General features: G+C 70.0%; 20 protein-coding genes and 1 pseudogene. 9 read left to right on the top strand and 12 right to left on the bottom strand.

Translation table 11 applies throughout. From position 1 onward, the window contains the following. Positions 1-373 precede the first annotated feature (373 nt). The gene (locus tag BL254_RS16615) at positions 374-865 is read left to right on the top strand and encodes a hypothetical protein (RefSeq protein ID WP_175648396.1); all 492 of its coding nucleotides are present in this window, start codon (positions 374-376) and stop codon (positions 863-865) included. Here the strand turns inward: BL254_RS16615 and BL254_RS16620 are convergent. From BL254_RS16620 to BL254_RS16630, 3 genes are all read right to left on the bottom strand, one after another. Next, positions 852-2,492, bottom strand: coding sequence for a DUF2142 domain-containing protein (locus tag BL254_RS16620; RefSeq protein WP_052914740.1), 1,641 nt, complete (start codon positions 2,490-2,492; stop codon positions 852-854). The two genes, BL254_RS16615 and BL254_RS16620, sit on opposite strands and share 14 nt — an antisense overlap. Before the next feature lie 528 nt (positions 2,493-3,020). Further along, positions 3,021-3,863, bottom strand: a complete 843-nt coding sequence (locus BL254_RS16625; RefSeq protein WP_175648397.1) for an ABC transporter permease — start codon at positions 3,861-3,863, stop codon at positions 3,021-3,023. Beyond that, positions 3,860-4,822 (bottom strand): ABC transporter ATP-binding protein, encoded by a 963-nt coding sequence (locus tag BL254_RS16630; protein WP_235433630.1) that lies wholly within the window; start codon positions 4,820-4,822, stop codon positions 3,860-3,862. The genes BL254_RS16625 and BL254_RS16630 overlap by 4 nt, the downstream gene beginning before the upstream one ends. Before the next feature lie 310 nt (positions 4,823-5,132). Between BL254_RS16630 and BL254_RS16635 the strand changes: the two genes are divergently transcribed. The 3 genes from BL254_RS16635 (at position 5,133) to BL254_RS16645 (ending at position 8,379) form a co-directional block, all read left to right on the top strand. Continuing rightward, positions 5,133-5,951: a class I SAM-dependent methyltransferase gene (locus tag BL254_RS16635; protein WP_047223888.1), complete on the top strand. Its 819-nt coding sequence runs from the start codon at positions 5,133-5,135 to the stop codon at positions 5,949-5,951. 377 nt (positions 5,952-6,328) lie between these two features. Next, on the top strand, positions 6,329-7,441 hold the full coding sequence (locus BL254_RS16640; protein ID WP_047223887.1) for a CoA ester lyase: 1,113 nt from the start codon (positions 6,329-6,331) through the stop codon (positions 7,439-7,441). Beyond that, positions 7,438-8,379, top strand: coding sequence for a CoA ester lyase (locus BL254_RS16645; protein WP_047223886.1), 942 nt, complete (start codon positions 7,438-7,440; stop codon positions 8,377-8,379). The genes BL254_RS16640 and BL254_RS16645 overlap by 4 nt, the downstream gene beginning before the upstream one ends. 89 nt (positions 8,380-8,468) lie before the next feature. Here the strand turns inward: BL254_RS16645 and BL254_RS16650 are convergent, their stop codons facing one another. The 3 genes from BL254_RS16650 to BL254_RS16660 form a co-directional block, all read right to left on the bottom strand. After that, complete coding sequence (locus BL254_RS16650; RefSeq protein WP_047223885.1) at positions 8,469-9,701, bottom strand: FxsB family cyclophane-forming radical SAM/SPASM peptide maturase; 1,233 nt, start codon at positions 9,699-9,701, stop codon at positions 8,469-8,471. Next, positions 9,701-9,916 carry an FxSxx-COOH cyclophane-containing RiPP peptide gene (fxsA, locus tag BL254_RS16655; RefSeq protein WP_047223884.1) on the bottom strand — a complete coding sequence of 72 codons (216 nt, stop codon included), beginning with the start codon at positions 9,914-9,916 and terminating at the stop codon, positions 9,701-9,703. Before fxsA ends, BL254_RS16650 begins: the two co-directional genes overlap by 1 nt. A 106-nt stretch (positions 9,917-10,022) precedes the next feature. Next, positions 10,023-10,349: a cupin domain-containing protein gene (locus BL254_RS16660; RefSeq protein ID WP_076843953.1), complete on the bottom strand. Its 327-nt coding sequence runs from the start codon at positions 10,347-10,349 to the stop codon at positions 10,023-10,025. 113 nt (positions 10,350-10,462) lie between these two features. On the opposite strand from BL254_RS16660, the gene BL254_RS16665 reads away from it, so the two are divergent. After that, positions 10,463-11,263, top strand: coding sequence for an N-acetylmuramoyl-L-alanine amidase (locus BL254_RS16665; protein ID WP_076843955.1), 801 nt, complete (start codon positions 10,463-10,465; stop codon positions 11,261-11,263). On the opposite strand, the gene BL254_RS16670 is transcribed toward BL254_RS16665, so the two are convergent. From BL254_RS16670 to BL254_RS16680, 4 genes are all read right to left on the bottom strand, one after another. Beyond that, on the bottom strand, positions 11,248-11,751 hold the full coding sequence (locus tag BL254_RS16670; RefSeq protein WP_076843957.1) for a hypothetical protein: 504 nt from the start codon (positions 11,749-11,751) through the stop codon (positions 11,248-11,250). The genes BL254_RS16665 and BL254_RS16670 overlap by 16 nt on opposite strands. Beyond that, on the bottom strand, positions 11,748-11,876 hold the full coding sequence (locus BL254_RS28990) for a hypothetical protein (protein WP_013872047.1): 129 nt from the start codon (positions 11,874-11,876) through the stop codon (positions 11,748-11,750). The genes BL254_RS16670 and BL254_RS28990 overlap by 4 nt, the downstream gene beginning before the upstream one ends. Before the next feature lie 59 nt (positions 11,877-11,935). After that, positions 11,936-13,714, bottom strand: a complete 1,779-nt coding sequence (locus BL254_RS16675; RefSeq protein ID WP_047223882.1) for a RyR domain-containing protein — start codon at positions 13,712-13,714, stop codon at positions 11,936-11,938. A gap of 207 nt (positions 13,715-13,921) precedes the next feature. Further along, positions 13,922-14,863, bottom strand: coding sequence for a dihydroorotate dehydrogenase (locus BL254_RS16680; protein ID WP_076843993.1), 942 nt, complete (start codon positions 14,861-14,863; stop codon positions 13,922-13,924). Between the two features lie 433 nt (positions 14,864-15,296). On the opposite strand from BL254_RS16680, the gene BL254_RS16685 reads away from it, so the two are divergent. Further along, complete coding sequence (locus tag BL254_RS16685) at positions 15,297-15,539, top strand: acyl carrier protein (protein WP_076843959.1); 243 nt, start codon at positions 15,297-15,299, stop codon at positions 15,537-15,539. Between the two features lie 211 nt (positions 15,540-15,750). On the opposite strand, the gene BL254_RS16690 is transcribed toward BL254_RS16685, so the two are convergent. Further along, positions 15,751-16,173: a DUF2795 domain-containing protein gene (locus BL254_RS16690; protein ID WP_047223880.1), complete on the bottom strand. Its 423-nt coding sequence runs from the start codon at positions 16,171-16,173 to the stop codon at positions 15,751-15,753. A gap of 872 nt (positions 16,174-17,045) precedes the next feature. Here BL254_RS16690 and BL254_RS16695 point away from each other — a divergent pair. Together BL254_RS16695 and BL254_RS16700 are read left to right on the top strand one after the other, a co-directional pair. Continuing rightward, positions 17,046-17,861: a DUF1918 domain-containing protein gene (locus BL254_RS16695; RefSeq protein ID WP_047223879.1), complete on the top strand. Its 816-nt coding sequence runs from the start codon at positions 17,046-17,048 to the stop codon at positions 17,859-17,861. A 98-nt stretch (positions 17,862-17,959) separates the two neighbouring features. Further along, positions 17,960-18,610: a phosphoribosyltransferase gene (locus BL254_RS16700; protein WP_076843961.1), complete on the top strand. Its 651-nt coding sequence runs from the start codon at positions 17,960-17,962 to the stop codon at positions 18,608-18,610. Positions 18,611-18,734: 124 nt separating this feature from the next. Here BL254_RS16700 and BL254_RS16705 read toward each other — a convergent pair whose 3' ends face one another. Further along, positions 18,735-20,435 carry a lytic transglycosylase domain-containing protein gene (locus BL254_RS16705; protein WP_175648399.1) on the bottom strand — a complete coding sequence of 567 codons (1,701 nt, stop codon included), beginning with the start codon at positions 20,433-20,435 and terminating at the stop codon, positions 18,735-18,737. Positions 20,436-21,688: 1,253 nt separating this feature from the next. On the opposite strand from BL254_RS16705, the pseudogene BL254_RS16710 reads away from it, so the two are divergent. Then, positions 21,689-22,980 (top strand): annotated as a pseudogene (locus BL254_RS16710) (serine/threonine-protein kinase); the annotation flags it as partial. Between the last annotated feature and the right edge of the window lie 2 nt (positions 22,981-22,982).

Here is a 22,982-nt window from a genome sequence, read left to right on the forward strand (position 1 = left end):
TGCCACTTGGGCCGGGGGCCGGTGCCCGTGGCGTCGTCGGGCCGTCAGGTGTTCCGAGGCCGCCGGTCGGAAAGCCGGGCTGGAAAGCCCGGCCGGTGGGCCCGACAGGTGTCCCCGGGTGGCGGCGCGGCGGTGGGGTGGTGCTTTAGTGGTCGGCAAACCGGCGCCGGCGGCCCAACCACCGTGGCCGCCACCGTGGCCGCCGCTGTGGCCGCCGCTGTGGCCGCCGCTGTGGCCGCTGTTGTTGTTACCGCACAATGGTGACTATTTGTCATCGCTATTGCCCATATTGTGACTGCTCGTACTGCGACTGGAGGTATCGATGGGCCGGGCCGGAATGCTGCCGCGACGTCGGACAGCGGCGGCCGGTGCCGTGGGTCTGGCACTCCTGCTCGGCGGGTGCGGCGGGTCTGCCTCCGATGACGCGGCCGTCACCGTCCCGGAGGCGTCGGTGACCGATGCCGGGGCTGGTGCCGGTGCGGGTGCTGGTGCGCTGCCGACCGACCTGCCGACCGACCTCGTGCTGCCGAGCCAGACGGCGTCCGCGCAGCCCACCCCTGCCGTGACGACCGGTATCGGGGCGCTGCGGGGGACGCTCGTCCCCAAGCACTTCCCGTTCCCGAAGGATGCGACTCCCCGGCTCGTCAGCGCCGAGGCACAGGCGACGACGGTCGCGCTGAGTGGTGTGACCGCCGACGATGTCATCCGGTACTACCGGCAGTCGATGCCTTCCGCCGGCTACACGTTCCAACAGCAGAACATCGCCGGCGGACAGACGACGCTCACCTATACCGGCTACGGCCAGCGGGTCCAGGTGAACGCCGGCGGCTCCCGGGAGGTCACGCTCGTCTTCACCGGCGGGTAGGGCGCATGTGCCACGTCCGCAGCGATATGTAGTCCCGCTGGAAGGAATCAGGGTCGGGGCTGGAGCCGGGCCCGACGGCGGGAGCGGTCGCGGCCACGGCGTCCCGGTGGGCAGCCCGGGCCGCCGCAAAGGCGGCGATCATGGGTACGCAGGCGAGGGCCGTCCACGGCGCCCACCCGCCAGGCGGTGACCATGCCGGGTGCCGCAGGAAGAACCACAGCGGCCCGTCCGGGCCGACCGCGTACCGGTGGCTGTTGGTCAGCCATGCGGCGAACTGACCGGCCCCGCTCACCGCGATGACGCCGGCGGCGGCCACGGCGGCGCGGGCGGACAGGCGCGCGGGCAACCGGTCGGCCAGCACCTCCACGGACAGCAACGGCAGCATCACCAGCGCTGGCAGGATGTACCGGCCCTGCATGCCGAACCCGTTCTGGATGAACACCGCCGCGGCGAGCAGCTCGTACAGGACGACGACCACCAGCAGGCCCCCGGCCAGCAGCGCTCGGTCCCGCCACCGGCCGACCACGAACGCCGCGAGGAACAGCCCCCCGGCCAGCAGGGTCCACAGCCCGTACAGGGCCGTCGGCAGCGGGACGGACTGCCAGCCGAAGACCCCGATCGTCTGACGCGCCGACTCGGCGGCGGTTTCGGTGGCGATCACCAGCCCGTGGCCCAGCCTGCCCCACAGGACGGGGGTACGCAGCGACAGCGCCTGCGTCCAGAGCACCGACCCGGCAAGCCCCAGCATGACGATCGCCACCGCGGCGGCCGCGGGCCGGCCGCCCCCGCGGAGGCGGTGCCACGCCGTGCGTGGGGAGAGACGGCCGACCCCGAGGGCGGCCGCGAGCACGATCCACAGCGGCGCCATGGGACGGCTGAGCGCCGTCACGCCCATGACGACGCCCGCGACCCACCAGACCCGGGCCGGCGGCTGTTCCTCCCGGGACAGCCGCAGCGCCGCCGCGGCACAGGCCAGCGCGCCGGTGAGCTCGGTACCGCTGGCGCCGACCTGGGAGCCAAGAAAGATCACCATTGGGGTGACCGCGACCGCGGTCCCGGCCAGCGCCAGGGGGCGCCGGCCAGGCCGCCCCTGGCCCCCCAGCAGGAGCCAGGTGGCGGCGGCCAGCAGCACCGCCGAGATGAGCGCCGAACCGAACCGGGCGAACACGTAGCCGGAGCGGACCGACCAGGCCGCCCGCGTGAGAACACCCTCGGAGATGTACATCAGCGGCGGATAGGCGCCCACGATGCTTTCGGCCCGGCCGGGCGGGACCGCGAGGGGCTGGCGCAGGCAGGCCGCGGACACCGTTGCCTGCAGGGCGGTGCAGGGCGGGTTGGTTGTGGTCCGTAGCTCCGGCGGCAGTTCGAAGCCGCGGTAGGCGTTGCGGACCTGGCGCAGTGAATCCTCGCTGAACACCCCGAAGGAGCGCAGCCTGGCGAGCGGGACGGGCTCGCCCAGTACCTGCCCGTGCCCGGCAGCCACCGCTTTCGCGTAGTGGCTCGGCTCGTCCGGCGCGGTTCCCAGCGGGTTTGTCAGTGTCCACAGGAAGATCCAGCCGGTCAGCGCGGCGAGCAGGAGAGCGGGCGCGCCGAGTTGCCGCGGCCAGGAGCACCAGGGCCTTTTCATCGGGGCCGCACATTACCAGGGRGACGTTCCGTGAACGGCATGCGAATTCCTCCCCCGCCCGACCCCGGAAATGCTCATGGCGCGGAGCAACGGTAGCCTTCCGCCGCCTGACCGGCAGCGGGCGGGTGGGGCGGGAACGGAAAGAATGCGATCATGGCATCCCTGGTTCGCCGGCTGTCCGCACCGRATATCCGGGTCGATCTCCGTTCGRCCGGGAATCAACGACGATGYCGGGCCGGGAAAGGTCGTATCCCGATCTGTTTTCACGGAGAAGCGTTCGGTGACAAACTGCTGTCGAAGAATCTCGACTCTGCATTCAAGGTGTCTGCACGGTTGCCATACGTGAATGTTGATATTGGTGTCAATGCCGTTCGGTGTGCCTGCCCGGGAAGAACCACTGGGCGGGTGCCGCTGCCGGTGGAGACCCACGTCGGCGGACCGCCGGGCCGGATGTGGCAGGCAGCGGGATAGGCCGGCTCGGCCGGACCAGCCGGCCCGGCGGGGCAGCCGGCTCGGCGGGCCGGCTCGTCAGTCGATGAGCCGGCGGCGCATGGAGCGGACCGCGAGCAGCCACATGATCCCCGCGAACACCCCCAGCGCCCCCAGGTGCCCGAGGTCGGCGAGCGGGGCGAACCCGAATGCCGCGTCGCGCACCAGCTCCACGCAGTGGTAGAGCGGGTTGGCCCAGCTGAGAGCCCGCGCCCAGCCCGGTAGCTCGCTCACCGGGAAGAACGTGCCCGCGACGAGGAACAGCGGCGTCAGCACCCCTGAGATGATGTAACTGAAGCTGTCGATGGACGGCACCAGCGCGGACGTCCATATCCCGAACAGGCCGAAGCCGAGCCCGGTGAGGAATCCGACGAACGGGATCACGAGCATTCCGGGCGTCGGATCCAGGCCGAACGCGATCGCCACCAGCAACGGCGCGCATCCGTAGACCCCGGCCTTGGCTGCGATCCACAGCGCCTCCCCGAGGACGATCTCGGGTACGTCGACGGGAGCGGCCAGGACGGCTCCGTAGAGCTTCTGGTAGGTCCGCCGGACGAACGTCTGGAACATGCTGGCGAAGGCCGAGGCGAACAGCACCGCGCTCGCCACCACGCCGGTGCCGAGGAACTCCACGTACCGATAGCCGGCCACCACGGACACCAGCGAGCCGAACCCCCAGCCGAAGGCCAGCAGGTAGATCGTCGGCTCCACCACGGCGGAGAAGCTGGTGGACGGCCAGTAGCGCCGGAACAGGGTGATGTCGTGCGTGATCACTCCCGCCAGGGCGGCCGGTTCGATCCGCCGCAGCCRGCGCGTCTCGCCCGTCCCGCCCGTTGTGTTTGCCCCGGTTGTGTTTGCCCCGGCATCGTCCGTGGTGCTCATTCGACCCGTTCCCCGGTGAGAGCGACGAACACGTCCTCCAGCGTCGCCGCGCGTCGGACCCCGATCCCGAGCCGGTCGTCCAGCTCGGCGGGCATGTTCTCGGCGCGCAGCACGGACACGGACGGCCCGGTCCGGCGGGTGGTGAAGCCCGCGGCCTCCGCCCGCGCCGCGATCTCGGCCAGCTTCGGCGGCGGGCCGTAGTACTCCGCCGCGGTCCGCCCGGCGTGCGCGTCGATGAGACGGGCGGGCGTATCCCGTGCGATCACCCGGCCGCGCGACATGATGGCGACGTCCTGGGCGAGCCGCTCCGCCTCCTCGATGTAGTGGGTCGACATCAGCACGGTCACGCCGTCCGCGCCGAGCCCGGCGATCAGGCTCCACAGCTCCTGGCGGACCTGTGGGTCGAGCCCGACGGTTGGCTCGTCGAGCAGGACGAGCCGGGGGCGGTGCACGAGCGCCCTGGCGATCAGCAGCCGTCGTCGCATGCCACCGGAGAGTTTCTCGGTCACCGTGTCGGCCCGGTCGTTCAGCTGCGCCAGCGCGAGGGCCTGCTCGACCGCGGCCCGGCGCCGGCGGGCGGGTACCCGGTACAGCCGGGCGAACACGGCGAGGTTCTGCCGGGCGGTCAGCTCCGTATCGAGGTTGTCCTCCTGCGGTACCACTCCCATCGCGGCTCTGGCCTGCTTCGACGCGCGCGGCACGTCGTACCCGAGGACGTTGATCCGGCCGGTGTCGGCGATCGACTGGGCGGTCAGCATCCGCATCGTGGTGGACTTGCCGGCGCCGTTGGGCCCGAGCAGGCCCAGGCACACGCCGACGGGGACGTCGAGGTCGAGGCCGTCGACCGCGGCCACCTCCCCGTACCTTTTCACCACATTTCTCATCGAGATCGCGGATTCGCCTGGCTGATCCCCGGGCCCGGTGGTCGTGGCCAGGGTCTCCGTACGAGGCAGGGGCATACCGTGGACCATAGGTCGGACGCGCTCGGTTCTCATCTGATTTTTCGCCGGCGGATGCCGGGCGGCCGGCCGGAATTCCGCCCCGGGGCGCCGTGCGTGTTTTCTGGACGCCGCACCCAGGTGGCGACCGTATGCCGTAGTCGTCGCCGTCGGGCGCCGTGTGGCCACACCCGTGGCACCCGGCGCCGGGTGCCCGGCGGAACATGCCGCCGCCGGGCTCGAAAGGACCCCGTGGAGCAGGCTCCCACCGCTGGTTCCTGCGCTACATTGATGGCCACCGTCATCCGCTCGTCGGTACCGGGAGGCCAATGTGCTCAGGCACACCAACAAGTTCGACGCATCACTCTCCGAGATATCGGAATCGCTGCTCGCGCCATTGTCGGAGCAGCCGCGGAACTGGTTGCTCGGGCGGGCTCTCGACGAGCTCGTATCCGACCTGACGGCGCTGGACGCGGCAGCCGAGAACATGGTTTCCGGCGCCCCCCGGCCGGATATTGTGGAACCGGTCGACGCCGCGGCTCCCACGATTGTCAACGGTTCGCTGCTCGTCTCCGGCCAGCAGGTCATGCAGACCTGGGAGAAGCCGCTGATGAAGGCCATGGCCGACCAGGTCTCCGGCCCCGGCCGTTCGGTCCTGGAGATCGGTTTCGGCCTGGGTATTTCCGCTGGCTACATCCAGGAGTACCGGCCCGCGCGCCACACGATCGTGGAGGCRAATCCGCAGGTGTTCGAGACAGCCGTGGAGTGGAGCCGCGCGCCCGGCCACGAGAACACGGAGATCGTGTTCGGCAGATGGCAGGACGCCATCGACTCACTCGGGCGGTTCGACGGTATCTTCTTCGACACCTACCCGTTGGACGAGAATGAGTTCGCGTCCCATTTCCTGGGCGGCTCGACCTATGCCGAGCACTTCTTCCCGGCGGCTGCCGAACATCTTACCGAGGGCGGTTCGTTCACCTATTACTCGAACGAGATCGACTCCCTCTCCCGGCGCCATCAGCGATCCCTCCTGCGCTATTTCCGGACCATCCGCATGCAGGTCGTGGACGGGCTGCGGCCACCGCCGGACTGCAGCTACTGGTGGGCCCCGTCCATGGTGGTCGTCACCGCCTCGGAGTCGCGTTACTGAGCATTCCGGAGCCGCGCTGGGTATCCGGGTCGCCGGCATCCGGGGTCACTGGCCGCCTGGAGTTGCCGGGCATCCGGGGCCGGGGCCGCCGGGCATCTGCGGCCGCTGGGAACGCGAAGCCGCGCCCCGGGTGGCCGTGTCGCCAGGGGTGGCCATGCGGTCGTCAGGAACGGCCCGTGGCCGCGTCCCGCAAGCTGCCCCGCAAGCCGGTGTGCGGTGTGTCGGCTGCGTCCCATGCCTGYCATGACCGGTGGCTCATCGCGGGTGTCACGGACAAGATGCTTGCGGGGGYCGCTGCCGGGATACTGACCAAGCTGCCCGCGTGACCGGGCCGGCTACGCCAACGGGAGACAAGCAGCCGACGGGAGACAAGCCAGATGCCTCGTAACCCGAGGGACTTCTTCGCCCCGCTCGCGGTGGGAGCGCCGGCGCCCCTGCGAGAGCTCCCACGAGCCCCCTCCCGTGTGATCCATTTCTTCGACCCGAGCAACACGAAGATGGCCTCGAAGGTCCCGGACATCCTTCCCCGCATCGACGTGATCCTGGGCAACCTCGAGGACGGCGTCCGGGCCGACAGCAAGATCGAAGCCCGCGAGGGGCTGGTGAAGCTCGCCACGGCGACGGAGTTCGGCGACACCCAGCTGTGGACGCGGGTGAACAGCCTCGACTCRCCATGGGGCCTCGACGACCTGCTGACCCTCGTCCCGGCCATCGGCCACAAGCTGGACGTCATCATGGTGCCCAAGGTCGAGGGGCCGGAGGACATCCACTATGTCGACCGGCTGCTCGCCCAGCTTGAGGCGAAGGCGGGGCTGACCCGCCCGCTGCTCGTCCACGCGATCCTGGAGACCGCGCGCGGTGTCGCCAACGTCGAGGAGATCGGCGCGGCGAGCCCCCGCATGCAGGGCCTGTCGCTCGGGCCCGCGGACCTCGCCGCCGACCGGCGGATGAAGACGACCCGGGTCGGCGGCGGCCACCCCGGATATCTCGTCCGGGCCGACCCGTCCCCGACCGACCCGGACGCGCCGCGCCCGAGCTACCAGCAGGACCTGTGGCACTACACCCTCGCCCGGATGGTGGACGCCTGCGTGGCGAACGGCATCCTGCCGTACTACGGGCCGTTCGGAGACATCAAGGACGTCGTGGCCTGCGAGGACCAGTTCCGCAACGCCTTCCTGCTCGGCTGCGTCGGCGCGTGGAGCCTGCACCCGGTGCAGATCGACATCGCGAAGCGGGTCTTCAGCCCGGAGCCGGCCGAGGTCGCCTGGGCCCGGCGGGTCATCGAGACAATGGGGGACGGAACCGGAGCGGTGATGGTCGACGGAAAGATGCAGGACGACGCCTCGGTCAAGCAGTGCAGAGTGGTCCTGGACCTGGCCCGGACCCTTGCCGCGCGCGATCCGCGGCTGGTCGAGGCGTACGGTTTCACCGACGCCGCCCCGGCCGACGCAGCTCCAGCCGACGCCGCCGAGCAGGTGGCGGCCCGATGAGCGGCGTGAACGGTGACCTGACGGCCGGCTCGGCCGACTCGGCGGCCTACCGCCCGCGCCGGTCGGTCCTGTACATGCCCGCCGCGAACGAGCGGGCGCTGGAGAAGGCCAGAAGCATCCCTGCGGACGCGCTCATCCTCGACCTTGAGGACGCTGTCGCCCCGGACGCCAAGGACGCCGCCCGGGAGCGGGCCGGCGCGAAGGTCGCGGACGGGGTCTACGGCAGCCGCGAGGTGACCATCCGGGTCAACGCGCTGGACACCCGCTGGCACGCCGACGACCTGCGCGCGGCGGCCCAGGCCGGCCCGGACGCGGTGGTCGTGCCGAAGGTCGGTTCCGCGCGGGACGTGCACGCGGTCGAGAAGGGCCTGGAGGCAGCCGGCGCGCCGGATCACACCCGGATCTGGGCGATGGTCGAGACCCCGGTCGCGATGCTGCACATCGAGGAGATCGCGCGTTCCTCGCAGCGCCTCGCCGTCTTCGTCATGGGCACGAACGACCTGGCCAACGAGCTGCACGCCGAGCACGTGCCGGGCCGGGCGCCGCTGCTGACCGGGCTCGGGCTGTGTCTGCTCGCCGCCAGGGCCGCCGGTATCGCCATCCTGGACGGGGTGTTCAACAACATCCGTGACCTCGACGGCTTCGAGGCGGAGTGTGTCCAGGGCCGACAGCTGGGCTTCGACGGCAAGACGCTGATCCATCCTGGCCAGGTCGAGCCCTGCAACCGGGTGTTCGCGCCCACCGAGGCCCAGGTCGAGGAGTCCAGGAACATCCTCGCGGCCTGGGAGGAGGCGCTGGCCTCCGGCCGCGGCGTCGCCACGGTGAACGGCCGGATGATCGAGAACCTGCACGTCCGCAACGCGCAGCGCATCCTCGCCGTCAGCGAAGCGATCACCACCCTGGAACGCGAAACCTCCTCCCCCGCACCCCCCGGATAACCGCCCCGCGCCCCGCCGTCTGCCGCATCGTGCTACCGCTTTCTGCCGCGCCCACCCGTCCGCGGGATCCGACCGAGTCGCGAGAGCCGTCAGTGGATCTGCCGTTGTAACCGCTGAAGGTCGCCGTGGACCCGAGTGCGGATGTGTCGGATCAGGGCCAGCAGGTCCGGGCAGTAGACGGACGGGTTGCGGAAGCCTGCTCCCGCGCGATAGCGGTGGGGGTAGTAACCACCGCCGCAGATGTCCCGGACGGTGCAGCCCTGGCAGGTGTCGGCGAGCGCGGCAAGGCCGATCTGCCGGGCCACGATGGCCGGGTGCGCCAACGCGGCGTCGAAGGGGTGGTCGGTTATGTGCAGCCCGGTTGCCGCGGCGCCCGGGTAGGTGGATTTCAGGGTGTCGACCTGCTCGATCGCTCCGTCGGTCTCGATGACGAGCAGAGTAGCGGCGGTGAGGCCGATTGCCTCGCTGTGGCTGGCGCCACCCAGCACGAGAGCCAGGATTTCGCCGAACAGGCGGATGTTGGTTTCCTGGCTGGCCGCCGAATACCATCGGTCGAACAACGGGACAAGCCAGTCGGAATACGGGGTCGACTGGCTGTCGCCGGCCCGCTGAGGCGGTGGGTCGGTCCAGTTGCCGTGTGGCAGCAGGAAGTCGATCATTGGTGGGTTGAACTCGAGAAGCTCCTCGTAGGCGACAAGCGGATCCGTGTCGATGTCGATGGTGCACAGCAGTCCCGTGAACAGCTCGCGGTAGGGCTCGGTACCCAACAGCCGCAGCGCGCGGGCGACCTCCCGGTGGCTTCCTCTGCCGTTCGGATGACGGCGGTGACGGTCGTGTGCCTCTCGGGTGCCGTCCAGGCTGACGCCGACACCTATCTGGTGTTCGAGGAATACCTGGAGGAGGTCCTCGTTCAGCAGGACGGCGTTGGTCTGTACGCCGGATTCGACGACTGTGCCGACTGGAAGGGCCTCGCACAACGTGGTTGCCAGGTAGGAGATGAACTCCCTGCCGGCGAGCAGCGGCTCACCACCGTGCAGGATGACGTGTATCAGCGGGAGATGGTGGCTGCTGGCATGTTCGGCGATGCGATCGATGGCGCTGGCAGCCGTCGACCGGGGCATGGTGACCGGCTGGGAGCGCCAGGTCTGATCCGCCATCTGGTAGACGTAGCAGTAGTCACAGGCAAGACTGCAACGGCTGTGTACTTTAGGAACAAACTGCCTGAAAGGTACAGGCCGCCAGTCGGTGTTCCGAAGCGCGGACACGTCCAGAATGTTTCCGGGCCGCTCTCCGGGACGATCCTGGTGGCCGTGTCCAGCCATTACAGGTGCGGCAGCGGACCTCTGTTGCTGTGCCTTCTGGTGGGGTCCGAGCTGAAGCTGTTGAAGCCCGCGATGACGGTGTGTGGGTCCGTGGTTTCGCGTAGGACGCGCCGCAGGGCGTGCCCCAGGGCCGAATCGTCGAGCGTCGTGAGCCGGGAAAGATCGGTTCTGGGCGGATCGACGGGGCCTGGCTCGGCGTGGAGTGCGTCGCTCATCCGGCATCCTCTTCAATTGGTGCACCTGGCGCACCAATCTAACGTAGTCAGAAGATTGTCGGGACGGATTCGTCGGAATGCGGACGGGGTTGCGGCTGGCGGGCTCTCAAACGGAGACGTCGCCAGGCTGCGGCCCGGTGACTGGCAGGAACGCCTCCACGCAGGTGACGCCGGCGGGTCCCGCGACGGCTTCGTGGCGGGTGTTCGCGGGCAGGTCGAGCCGGTCGCCTGGGCGCATCGGCCAGTCGGTTCCACCCACCCGAAAAATGATCTTTCCGTCGACGCAGAACAGCACCTTGTGCTGGGCGTGGGTGTGCTCGTCAAAGATCTCGCCCGGCCCGGCGGACCAGCGGTACGGGCGCAGTCCCTGCTGGACAAGCGTTGCCTCGACATCATGGGGGAGAGCCGTACCAGCGGTAACGGGCACGTGCATGAATTGACGGTACCGCGTATTGGGTAACTGGAAGGGGCTGCGGCATGGGCTCGGTGGCCGCGAATGGGGAACCTGGTTGATAGCGCTCCGGCCTGCCGGTTTAAGATACGGCCGTGGCGCACATCGTTCAGGGCTTCCAGTATCGGCCGGTCCGCAACACCGCCGGTGACACGATCCGTCCGATCGGCCTCGTTCTGCACGTCGCACAGGGTAACGGTTCCCAGTTCAACTGGTTCAACGATCCGCGATCTCAGGTGTCGTCGAACTTATGGGCGGGCAAGGCCGGGCAGCGCGAGCAGTACGTGCCCTCGGATGTCCGGGCGTGGGCGCAGCTCGCGGGGAACGGCACCTACAACTCGATCGAAACCGAGGGCTTCGACACCGAGGCGCTGACTCCCGAGCAGATCGAGAGCGTGGCCGTCGCCTRCGCCGACGGGGTGCGCGCCTTCGGTTGGGCACTGGCGGTGACGGATACCCCCGGCCAGTCCGGGCTGATCACTCATGGCGCCGGCAAGCTTGCCTGGGGTAATCATCCGGGCTGCCCGGGGGCCATCCGAGCCGGTCAACGTCAGCAGATCGTTGTGCGGGCAGCGCAGATCGTCGGCGGCTCGGCGTCGCCCACGCAGCCCAAGGTGGTGGCTCTGCAACACGCGGTGCATGTGGCCGCGGACGGTGTCTGGGGGCCGGCCACCGACGCGGCGCTGGCCGCGGTCCGGGCCAACCAGCACACCCGCGCCGAGCAGGCCGCGGTCGGCACGACCGTCGACGGCGCCTGGGGCCCCCGGTCGCAGGCCGCGTACGTCGCGACGGTGCGGACGATCCAGTCCATCCTCGAAGTGGGCGTGGACGGCGTCTGGGGCCCGGCCACCGACCGGGCGTTCGCTGCTGCTCGTAATTCCTATTTCACCGGTTGATCCCAGTCGGCCGATTGGTCCCATTCGGCGACGAGCGCGCCCCAGGTACGGTAACGGGCCACCGAGTAAGCGGAGGACACCACACCGTCGGGGTCGACAACGGCCACCGGATAGCCGAGCTGAGCCCGGTACCCGCGTTCGCTGACGACAAGACGGCCGCCGAGGCGGGCCGCGCCGACGACGATCGGCCGGGACGTCCACCTCGGGGTGGCCGCGGCTGCGAGCTCCCGCGCCGACAGCCAGCCGTACAACCCGCAGGCACAGGCCTCGCCCGGCATCCGCGGATGCGGCGTCAAAGACGCCGCCAAAGACGCCGAAGAGGGCTGGCCGCCGAAGTCGTCCCGCACGCCACGCAGGCAGAGCGCCCTGGTCAGGCCGTCGGGATACCACAGCAGCAGGTCGGTCGGGAACGGCGACCACGGCGTCCACGCCGGGCGCAGCCGGCCCGCGCCGTCCACCGCCCACTGGCGCCAGCCGATGACGCTCACCTGCCGGCCGGCACCGGCTCGGTCTCGGCCGGTTCAGTCGGTTCGGGCAGTGTCAACGGTTCCTGCTCCGGCCAGGAGATCGGTTCGTCCTCGACGATCCGCAGCGGCTCACCCACATTTGACATACATCAACGTTCCCTCGCCCCGCCGCGTCGGTCAATTCCCTGCCGTCCCCGCCGGTCTCTCAACCCAGGCGCAGGATCTGTAGGCCGTGGTCGGCCAGGAGCGCTGGCAGGTGGCGGACGGTCGCGATGGCCTTGGCGCGCTGGTCGTCCGGGAGATCCAGCCAGTCGACCAGCAGGTTGTGCCGTCGGCGGCTGTCGTCGCGGACCGGGGCGAACGTCCAGCCCTGGCCGCGCCGTTCCGCGCACCAGCGTTCGTGCTCGTGCCGGGCGAGCAGGTCGATCTCGGCCGGGGTGAAGGAGAAGTCCGTCGGCGGGTCGGTCATCGGGACGACGACCGCGCTGATTTTTCCGAGTTTCACGCCGATGTCCTCGGCCTGCCGGTAGTTCGCCGCGCGCAGGTCGTCGCGGAGGTCGTCCCAGAGCTCCATGGGCTCGGCGCTGCCGATGGTGCGTCCTTTTGCCTGCTCGTCGATGAGATACTGCTCGTGGATGGCGCGGGCCAGGACCGTCAACGTGTCGTTGCGCAGCTCGTCGGGCTCCGCTGCCTCGTCGGTGATCGCGAAGATCCGTACCTCGCCCGGCGCGGAGTCGAGCAGCCGGGGGTTGAGCAGGTCGCCGAGGGCCGTCCGCTGCCCTGTACACACAGTAACGATCTGGCCGACGTCCACGGTGTTGCGGGTGGTGTTCAACGCGCGGGGCAGGACGGTGTCCTCGTTCTGGTCGCACAGCACCAGGTGCCGGATGCCGAGCGTGCCCGCGTCGCCCGACGCGCCCGCTGACGGGGGCTCGGGCAGGACGGTTCCGAGATCGACGGTCGTCGCGGGCTCGTCCCTGACACGGGGGGCGCAGTGCGCCGCGACCGGTGGGTAGCGCGTGCGCAGTTCGGCGAGCTGCGCTGACGCGTGCCTGTCCACCAGCACCAGCGGTAACAGAGGGGCACCGCTGCGGACCCGCCACAGCCGGGCCAGTGCGACGATCAGCGCGCGCCCGAACGGGCCGAGCCCGACGATCGCCACCGAGGGCAGCGGGTCGCCGGTACCGAGATGGGGCTCGAGAATGTGGGTGGCGAGCTTGCGGGCGGCGATTTCCTCCGGGGTGAAGAAATCCAGCCGGAAACCCGATCCMGCGGAGAGCCCGAGCCGGCGTGCCTTCAGCGCGAGCGCGAGCTCACCGTCGCTAATACGCGCGTAGCAGGCGAGTGGTTCGGGATGGTCGCCTTCCTCGCCGGTGAGCGCGGCCACGGCCGCCACCACGGCCGCGTTGGCGGCGTTGTCCGCGAGGCACGCGTACACGGTCGTGGCCCTGGGCACACCGGCGGCGCGCAGTGTCGCCGGTTTCCAGGCGTCACCGACCACGACGAGACCCTGGGCGTGCTGGTCGGCGTCGCCGGTGACGCGGATCACCGCGGTGCCGGCGGCGCGCAGCGCGGTGGTGATGGTCAGGGCGAACGGGTCGTCGCCGACGACGACAGCGTGCTCCTGGGCCCGCCGCGCCGCGCGCCGGTGACGCCGGTCGACAAGGATGTTCCACACCGACGCCGTCACGCCGTACGCGGTGGCGAACGGTGCCAGGAACCGGGCGACCTCCAGCGGCAGCGGGAAAGGGCCGCCGTCCTGTAGCGGTTCGGAAGCCAGCAGAAAGAGCTGCGCGTCGAAGTAGGCGATGTCGGCGGCCGGGTAGCGGCAGGCCCGGGTGTCCGGCGGGGGGCACCGCGAGTCGGGCTGGTCGAGCTGGGTCAGGCCCCACGCACCCAGGAAGGCCGCCACCAGAAAAAGCACCGCGAACATCAGCCACAGGGCCCGGCCGCCGCCGGCCCGTTCGTCCGGAATCCCTGTCACGTCGTTGTTCCCGCTCCCGTGTCGGCGCGGCCCGTACCGGTGTCACCGTCGTTTTTCTCCAATGCGGTTCCACCGGATTCACACCTCTCACCGGATTCTTGCACCGCGGGCGACCGGGAGCGGGATCCGCCCGGGGCTCATCGCCCGCGCCGGCCATCAATCCACCGGACACGGCCGCGAGAAGATCGTCTAGCTGGAACAGAGCGTCTAGAAAAGATCGACGTAGTCGGTGAGGATGTCGCCGAAGACCCCGGCATCGCCGTTGCGGTTCCAGAAGGYGGTGGCGGCCTGCACCGTCGTTGCCCCGGCGCACAGGAAGTCGGCGATGTCGCGGCCGCGGGACACCCCGCCCACGCCGATCAGCTCTACCGTCTCCGGCAGCAGCCGCCGCAGCTGGCGTACCTGGCCGAGTGCCACGGGCCGCAGCGCGGCACCCGCGAGCCCGGCCAGTTCGACGTCGATCACCGGCCGGTTCGCCTCGTCCAGGGCAAAGGCGTTCGGGAAGGTGTTGACCGCGCAGACGAACCGCGGGCCCCGCGGTGTGCCGGACAGTCTCGCCACCAGGTCCGCCAGCGCGGCCAACCCGGCCGGGTCCGAGAACGGGGAGATCTTTATGCCGAAGGGCGGCGGCTGGCGATCTTCGCTGCCACCGGTGGCGGTGGACGCGGCCGCGGCGAGCGCCTGGCCCACCTGGGCGCAGATGGCCTCGGTCCGGTCGTTGTCGAAACACGCGATGCGTTTCTGCCTGCCGTCGTCCCAGACGYTCGGGCAGGCCAGGTTGAGTTCGATGATGTCGACGCCGGCGAGTGCCACGTCATGGGCGGCGATTGCGTACTCGGCCTCGCTGAATCCGGCGATACTCACGACGAGTGGCTTACCGGCGGCATGCGCCATCGAGATCATCGCTGGCAGGTGTTCGCGGTAGTACGCAAGCCCCGGATTGGGCAGGCCGAGCGCGTTGAGTGAGAAGAAATCCCCCGGATAGTAGACGTTGCCCCCGTTCCCGGTGCGCGCCCGCAGCGTGATGGAGCCGACGACGACCGCGGACACCGCGCTGCGGGCGAGCGCGCTCACCTCGTCAAGGCTCTTGCACGTGCCCGCGGCGTTCATCAGCGGATGCTCAAGTTCGACTCCGCACAGCGCTGCCACGGCCACCCTTCCAGAGATCCGCGTTTCCGATGTGGTTCGCCTTCTCCAGGAGACAGTATCGAATTCCTGTTCCTGGACGTGGTGCGCGGATCGCGGCCGTTATGTTCGATATGCCCACCGTGTCATGTATCGGGTGTTTTCCGYTGGGTCGTGGGCCACTTCCGGGGCGTGTCCGGGGCGGGGTCACCTGCCGCTGCACCACACGCCCTGTTCCAGCCTGGTGCCTGTTCGCGACCAGGATTCGGCGCCGGCCCACGTTTGGCCTCCCCGACGGCTGTCGAAGAAGAAAGGGTCGGYCGCACCGCGCTGTGGCGGCCCGGCGCCGGTCGGCGTCACCGGTACCCACCGCATCCACCGGTGCCACTGGTCGTGGGGTCCGGTGACGGCGGCTGATACCAGGGAAGATACGACCGACACGGAAAGAAGGCCGACGATGGCGACCGGCGGAACAGGATTCAGTGACGTCGTCCACGATCTTATCTCGGTGCAGTATCACGCCCTCAAAGGGGGCCGTGAATACGAACAGTACATCCGTGRCGCGAATGAGGAGGGGCAGCCGGAGATAGCCGATTTCTTCCRGACCGTCCTGGAACAGGACGCCGAGCGCGCGGTCGCGTGCCATCGTTACCTGTCCCGGTTGTCCGGTCACGCGCCGGCCGGCTCGATCGTCCGCTGAGGGACCGTCGGGGGCGTGCGAGGTCGTTCGGCGCGGTAGGCCGGGCTCATCCGGCTCATCCGGGCTCCACCCGACGCCCCTGCTCGGCTGCCGGACCGGAGCCCGCCTGAGAGCCCCGGTCCGGCAGCCGAGGCCCATGCGGGAGCTGGCCCGTTCGGATTTCCCGTCCGGTGGCCGGGGCCCGTCCTCGTCCCGCTGAAAAGTGCTGGGATCAGAAGCGCACGGCCTCGACGTCCTCGCCGCCGTGCAGGGCCCGCCACAGATGGCCGAACGAGTCGTACTGCTCCCGCTTGGGGCGGGCGGCGAGCCTTTCGACGAGCTGTTCCGGCGCGTTACGGCCACGCAGCACGTAGGCGAGCTGAGCGGCTCGAGCGGGGAAGTCGTGGCGGTCGAACCACCGGGCGAGTTCGGAGCGCGCCTCGACCGCCGCGGTGGGGTCCGTGCTGGCGGCAGCCTCGCTCGCCGGCCGTTCCGGGATCACCGCAACCTGGGGCTGATCCTCGCCGGGAGGTTCCGCGGAGCGCCATTCCTCGGTGCGCGTGTCCCGCCGCGCCCGCACGATCCCGTCCACTTCCTGGGCGAGGTTGTCGTCCTTGGCGGGGCCGTGCTTGGTGCTGCCGCGCTGCATCGACATCGTCGTGCTCCTGTTGTTGATCGCGTTCCTCGGGTGGTTCCTGTGGTTACCGCCGTCCCGGCCGGTGCCGACCGCTGGGCCGCGAGTCCGGCGGAAGGATGCCGGGGCCGGGCGGTGGGAGGTCAGGGCCGGGGCCGGGACCTGGCAGGTCGGGCCCTGGGCCCGGGCCGGGCAGATCGGGGCCGGGAACCGGCGGGGCGGGCCCGGGGCCAGGCCTCGGAACGTCTGGGCCGGGGCCAGGCCGTGGGACGTCCGGGCCCGGCCTCGGCACCGGACCAGGCGTCGGCGCCGGCGTCGGATCAGCTGTCGGCATCGGTCCGGGAGACGGCGGGGGGTTGGCGGGTGCGGGCACGGGCCGGGCGGTGGACGGGCCGGATGCCGACCACGAGGAGGACAGCCGCGAGGAGGACGGATTGCCGTGCGTGACAACTAAGATCATGATGCGTCCTCCGTGGGGACGAAACGATCGATGATCGGGACGTGGCGGGCGGCCGGGGCTGGTTGCCGTATCGGTCGACTCCTGCCACCTTCCACGGACACGGCATCTCGAATCGTCCAAGTAGCAGAGGTCCAAGTACCAGAGGAGGGACCCGAGGAGCCGGGGGGCCGGGGCTGGCCGCGGGCGGCTCCGGAAGCGGTCCGCGGATCCCAGCCGTGAACATCACGATCATGCGTTCTCCGGTTTCGTCCGAAAGAGCGGCTGTGCGGGTGTGCCGGGCACGCTGGACGGGGAAGTGGAGAAGACGACGAGGAAGTGACGAGGAAACGAAGAAGACGGGGAAGCGGAGAAACGGCATGCCCGCGCGGGCTCGCGAACCGACCTCGCGGGCTTGTGGCCCTGGGAAGGCGTGCGGCCTGGGAGGTGAGTCTCGATGGCGAACGTACTCAGCGTAACCAGCGTGCCACCGGTGACGGTSCGGCGGTACAGGACGATCGGGGAAGCGGCCCATGAGATGGACCTCCACGGGGTGGGCGCTCTTCTCGTCACAGACGATCGCGATCACCTGGTCGGGATTGTCACTGATCGTGATATCGTGTTACGGGGCGTTGCCCGTGGTGTCCCGATGGAGACATCCGTCGATCGTCTGATGACGACGGAGGTCTTCACCCTGCCCGCTGACGCGGAGCTCGACCGTGCGTATGAGGTATTTCGCGATCACGCACTGCGGCGGCTGCCCGTCCTCGACAGCGACCGGATCGTCGGGGTCCTCTCCATCGACGACATCCTCATCCGTGACGCGCGGCGGATCGAGGACGTCGTACGTCCCCTTGCCCGGGAGGTCATCGCCCGGCACCGCAGGACGCCGGTGGGCACGGGTGGGGCTGCCCGTGCCGGCGACGGCGCCGTCCGCGCCGACAACGGTGGCACCTACGCCGGTAGCGGTGCCGGTAGCGGTGCCGGTAGCGGCGGCACCTACGCCGACAGCGGAGTGATCGCCTCCCGCCGGCTGGTGCGGGCCCACCCCGGTGACACCCTGGTCATCCACGGGCGGACGCTGGGCCGGCCGGAGCGGTCCGGCGAGATCCTGGAGGTGCGTTCCCCCTCGGGCGATCCGCCGTTCCTGGTCAGCTGGTCCGATTCCGATCATGTCAGTTTCACCTATCCGGGCCCGGACGCGGAGGTGCGTCCACGTGCCGAGGCGGCGACCGCGGCCACGGGCGAGCGGGCTGGCAAYGGCAGCCGGTAGCAGCAGGTAGGCGGCCGGAAGCTGACAGGTGGCCGGCCGCCGCCACCGGATGCCACCTGTGACGCCCTGACAAGGCCGCCCTGATACGGAGGTGGCGGGTGCATCCCCTGTTCGCCGACCGGCCGGCGGCGGGCCGTGCCCTGGCCGGGCAGCTGGCCGTATACGCCGGTCGTGACGACGTCGTCGTCCTCGCGCTGCCACGAGGCGGTGTGCCGGTCGCCTTCGAGGTGGCGCGACGGCTGGGTACGGGGCTGGACGTCTTCCCGGTGCGCAAGCTCGGGGCACCCGGGCACGCCGAGCTCGCGATGGGCGCGCTGGCCGGCGGCGGGACGCTCGTCCGCAACGATCAGGTGATCTATAACCTGGGCATCGGGGAGGAGACGATCGCCGAGGTCGTGGCCGCCGAGCGCCGTGAGCTCGCCCGCCGGGAGGATGCCTACCGCCTGGGCCGGGACGCGCTCGACGTCACCGGCCGCGTGGTGCTGCTGATCGACGATGGGATGGCCACCGGTGCCACGATGTACGCCGCCGTCGACGCCGTCCGCCAGCGTGGACCGGCGCAGGTGGTCGTGGCTGTGCCCGTGGCTTCGGAGCAGGCGTGCCGGCAGATGCGGTTCGTCGCCGACGGTGTGCTCTGTCTGCGCACCCCGTCGACCTTCTTCTCTGTCGGCCAGTACTACGCCGATTTCTCCCAGACGACCGATGACGAGGTCCGCGAGCTTCTGCGCCGTGCCGTGACCGCCGGATGACGGCCAGGCGGCTTTCTGTAGGTCACCATCCGAATGCTTCTCGCCTACGGAAGGCGGGCACCTGATGCGGCCGCGGCCGAGGTGGGCGGTGGCGTGGGGGAGGTCCAGAGCGGCTTGGATACTGTCATTTGGATACTGTCAGTAGTCCGCCCAGCTGGCCTCCCAGATCCGTGAGTGGCGTGGGGGAGGTCCTGGTCGGCTCGGATGCTGCCGGGGTCGACGCGGATGCGGGAGCGCTACCGGCCGGTGCGGGAGCCGGGGGTGGCGCCGCCGGTGCCGGTGCCGGTGCGGACGGCGGACCGGACGTGGGCGCTGGCGTCGGATCGGGCGTCGGCGGTATGGGCTGCACTGGTGGGTTGTTCAGGCGTTGTGCGATGCTTGTGAGCCTGTCGCGTGCTTCGTCGCTGACCTCGACGGGTGTGGCGTCGGCGAGCCGGTCGAGGAAGGGCGTGAGCGTCCCGGGGCCGGTGACAGCGCCGGGGATCAGCGCGTCCAACGCGTCGGTGGTAGGCGCGTCGATCTGGCCCAGCCGGTTGTAGTGCGCCAGCCGGTCACGCAGGGATGCCGGGCTGGTGCTCCAGCCGGCGAAGTCCGCGGCGTTCAGACCGGTGATGTCGAAGGCGGTGGCCGGTTGCGCCGCGCAGCCGATGCTCGCGGGCTCGGGGGTGAGACGGGCGGTGAGGGCACCGGCCGCGCCCGCTTCGCCGATGTCATGCCCGCTGAAGCGGGCGAGCTGCCGGCGTGCCGGCGTGCCGGCACGGGCGTCCGCGATCACCACGGTGCGAGTGCTGGTGATCAGGTATCCGCGGCTGTCGAACAGCGTCGCGTCGATCGGGACGCTGACCGGTGCCCCGCCGGCGGGGATACCGGCCGTGCTCAGGACGCCGGTGATGTCGAGGGCGTCGTAGCCGGTGACAGCCGGGTCGAGGTCGGCGGGCGCCGCGGCCGGTGAATCGGCCACGATGGTGATCGTCGGACAGCTCGCGGACGGTGCCGGGGCGGGCGTCGCGTCCACTTCGGGCCGTGGGGTGACCGTGATCGCGGCGGGCGTACCCGCCGGTGTGGGCGCCGCGGGCGGTGCGGGTGATGTGGGCGGTGCGGGTGAGGATGGTGCGGGGGCCGCGGGTGCGCTGCCGCCGGGATGCGCCGGGGGCGGTGTCGGGGTGGGCAGGGGAGTTGCCCCGCTGCCGGCGTAACCGGTCATCCAGGCGAGCACGGCACGGACGTAGTCATCGGACGGGTTGTAGGCGAGGATCACTGTCCGTAGCTGCGCGGGGTCGCTCAGATTGCGGTTGTAGGCGCAGAGGTAGCCGGCGGCGGCGAGGGCTGCGTCGTCGATGTTGTTCGGGTCGCGCTGGCCGTCACCGTTGCCGTCGCTGCCGGCGCTCGCCCAGGAGGACGGGATGAACTGCATCGGCCCGACGGCCCGGTCGAACACTGTGTCGCCGTCCCACCTGCCGTTGTCGGTGTCGGTGACACGCGCGCGTCCGCCCACGCCGTCCAGGGGAAGCCCGATGATCGACGGGGTGACGGCACCGGCGGGGCTGATGGCGTGGCCGGCGCCGTGCCTGGATTCCACCTTGCCGATTCCGGCCAGTAGGGGCCAGGTCAGGTGGCAGTTGGGGCGCCCGGCCGCCATCCGTTCGGTTGCTCTGCGATAGGCGGCCAGTATCCGTTCCGGTATGCCTTTGTCACCAACGGTGAGTGTGACGGCTCCGCCCACCCCGGCGGCCGCTGCTGTGGCCAGACTCTGCGTGCTCGGCGCGGTGGTACCGCCCGCCCTGCCGGAGCCGCCGCCGCTGCCCGGGCTGGCGAGCGGTGGCATCGGGAAGGCCCCACCGTCGGCCGGCAGCCTGACCGGTCCGGGTGGCGGCACGGCGGGGGAATCGGCTTGTGAGATGGTTGTGGAACCATTGATCAGAAAGAGAAGCGCGGTGGTGGCGGCCGGCATCAGGAGTATTCGCACCCGGCGTGAGCGTGGCGCGGGTCGCGCCCGTGGGCGGGTCTCACCGGATACGGCTACGTCCATGTGCCGGCGCATGCCAGTGTTCCTGGGGACACGCCGATGCTTGCTCACGGTAGACGTCCACCTCGTCGAACAGCCTGGATCGGGTAAGCCGCGGGTACGCTTCACCGCTGGAACTCCGGCACACCGCCGAGGTGTCCACCGCCGTTATACGCCATATTCCCGGACCGGGAAGTGGCTGTTGGGCGGCCAATGGGTGGTCAATGGGCGGTCAATGTCGGTCACGCATTCGGGCACAGGTCGGTGGCCGTAGGTTGTGAATCGATAGGTTCATGGTTGGATGAGATGTCGCCCCAGCGTTTCCGACCTTCGCTGGAATGCGTCGACGGTAAATGCTGTGCAACTTCGACGCGAGGTGTCTGAGAGTAGTTTTTCAATGACTGCTGGTATGCGACGGCAGGTTTCTTGAGGGTAGTCGGACGAGCGTCCTGAGTGATTTACGTATGGTCGGTGGAGGGGTCGTGCCGCTCCGCCTTCCGTCRCTGGTTCTTGCGCCGCCGTTCGCTGGATGTTCACCCGAGGGCTCAGCCGGGCGTACGGGTCGCTCCTTGTTTTTCTCCGAACGCACTGTGTGCCGGCCTGCCCTGCCGGGCTCCGGGCCTGTCGTTCTCGCGATAGCGCGCCTGCTTTTGTTGCAGACATATGAATATCGGGTGTCTGTGGCTGGCCAGTGTATTGGTCGCGGTAATCCGATGATCGACGTCGTTCCCCTGGCCGTCCGCGGCACCGAACTGATGTTGGGTGAGATTATCTGCCCTGGTGGCCGCCCTGAACCAGGAGCGCGTGACAGGCGGCCCCGGCTTTGTCGCCATCCCCGGTATGGTCGGCGGCGTCCCGGATTCTCCGCGCCGCTCGACAGATCTGTCGGTCGACGGGATGACCGCGGTGCGTCCCATATCACTCGCCCGCGGGGGCCGTGATATGTAGAACATGACTCACATGATGGCGTTGCTCATGTGATTATGGCGTGCCGAGATGACGGGACGGGGTGTCGGTGGCGGTTCACGATGGGCGTCGGCGTGGGGTCACGCCCACATCATGATTGCGGATCGATGACTGTTGATCGGGCTCGGGTGGCAGCGGCGCTTCCCGGCTACGAGTTGGGTGACGAGCTTGGCGCGGGCACGTTCGGGGTGGTGCTGGCCGCATGGCACCGCAGCCTGCAGCGTGATGCCGCGGTCAAGGTACTGGCCGGGGGGTACGGCCGGGCGGTGGCGGGATTCACCGCCGAGGCACAGATCCTCGCCGCTCTGGATCATCCGCATGTGGTCCGGGTCTACGACTATGTCGAGACCGGAGAACTGCGTCTGCTCGTCATGGAGATGCTGGCCGGCGGGACGCTGACCTGCCGTCACCAGGCGGGGATGCTCCCGGAGGGGGCCTGCGCGGTGGGGCTGGCGATCGCCGCGGCCCTGGCCTGTGCGCATTCCCGGGGGTCCTGCACCGCGACATCAAACCCGACAACATTCTGTTCGACACCACGGGCCTGCTCAAGGTGGTCGATTTCGGGCTCGCGAAACAGGTGGGCGGGTTGCCGGTCACCGCCAGCGCGGTGGCTGGGACGCCGTTGTACATGGCTCCCGAGCAGATCGAGGGGGGCCGGCTGGGGCCGGCCACCGATCTTTACGCGCTCGGGGTGCTGCTCTATCTGTTGCTGACCGGGGTGACGCCGTTCGCCCCGGCCCCGTCCACCCTGCGGCAGCGTCTCGAGCAGGTCCCACCGCCGCCACCAGACGTGCCGGTTCGAGTAGCGGATGCGATCATGTGGGCGTTGGCGAACGACCCGGTGGCCCGCCCGCCGTCCGCCCAGGCCTTCGCGTTGTATCTGGCTCGAGCCGCGGCCGAAGCCTACGGCGCTGGCTGGCTCGCCCGCTCGGGGCTCGTGCTACATCTCGACGACGACGTCCGTGCCGCCGCCGAACGCCCGTCCGTGTCCGCCCCTCCGCCGCTGCCGTCTATCACCAAAAGTGACACTCCATCTCCGGCCAGCGATACGGCGCCTTCGCCTTCGGCGGATGACGCACCCGCTGACGGTCTGCTATCGCAGAGCGTACCGTCGGCTACGCAGACGGGTGACCGTCCTACCGGCCGGGTGCGTCGCGTCCGGCCACACCATCGATCGGCCGTACCGCCCGCGCACCGCCGTCCCGGCGGTGTTCCTCGCCACCGTGGCGCTTCTCGCTGCCGTATCGCCGTCATCGCGTTTCTCCTCGCCGGCGCCGTGGCTCTTGTTGCCGCCACCCGCAGTGGGGACCCGTCTGATATCAGCATCCGTCCGCTCTCCCCGCCGCTGACCGGCCACACCCACTGGGTGCTGTCGGTGCTGTTCTCCCCGAACCAGCGGGT

The organism is Protofrankia sp. BMG5.30 (genome assembly GCF_001983005.1).
Taxonomy (GTDB): domain Bacteria; phylum Actinomycetota; class Actinomycetes; order Frankiales; family Frankiaceae; genus Protofrankia; species Protofrankia coriariae.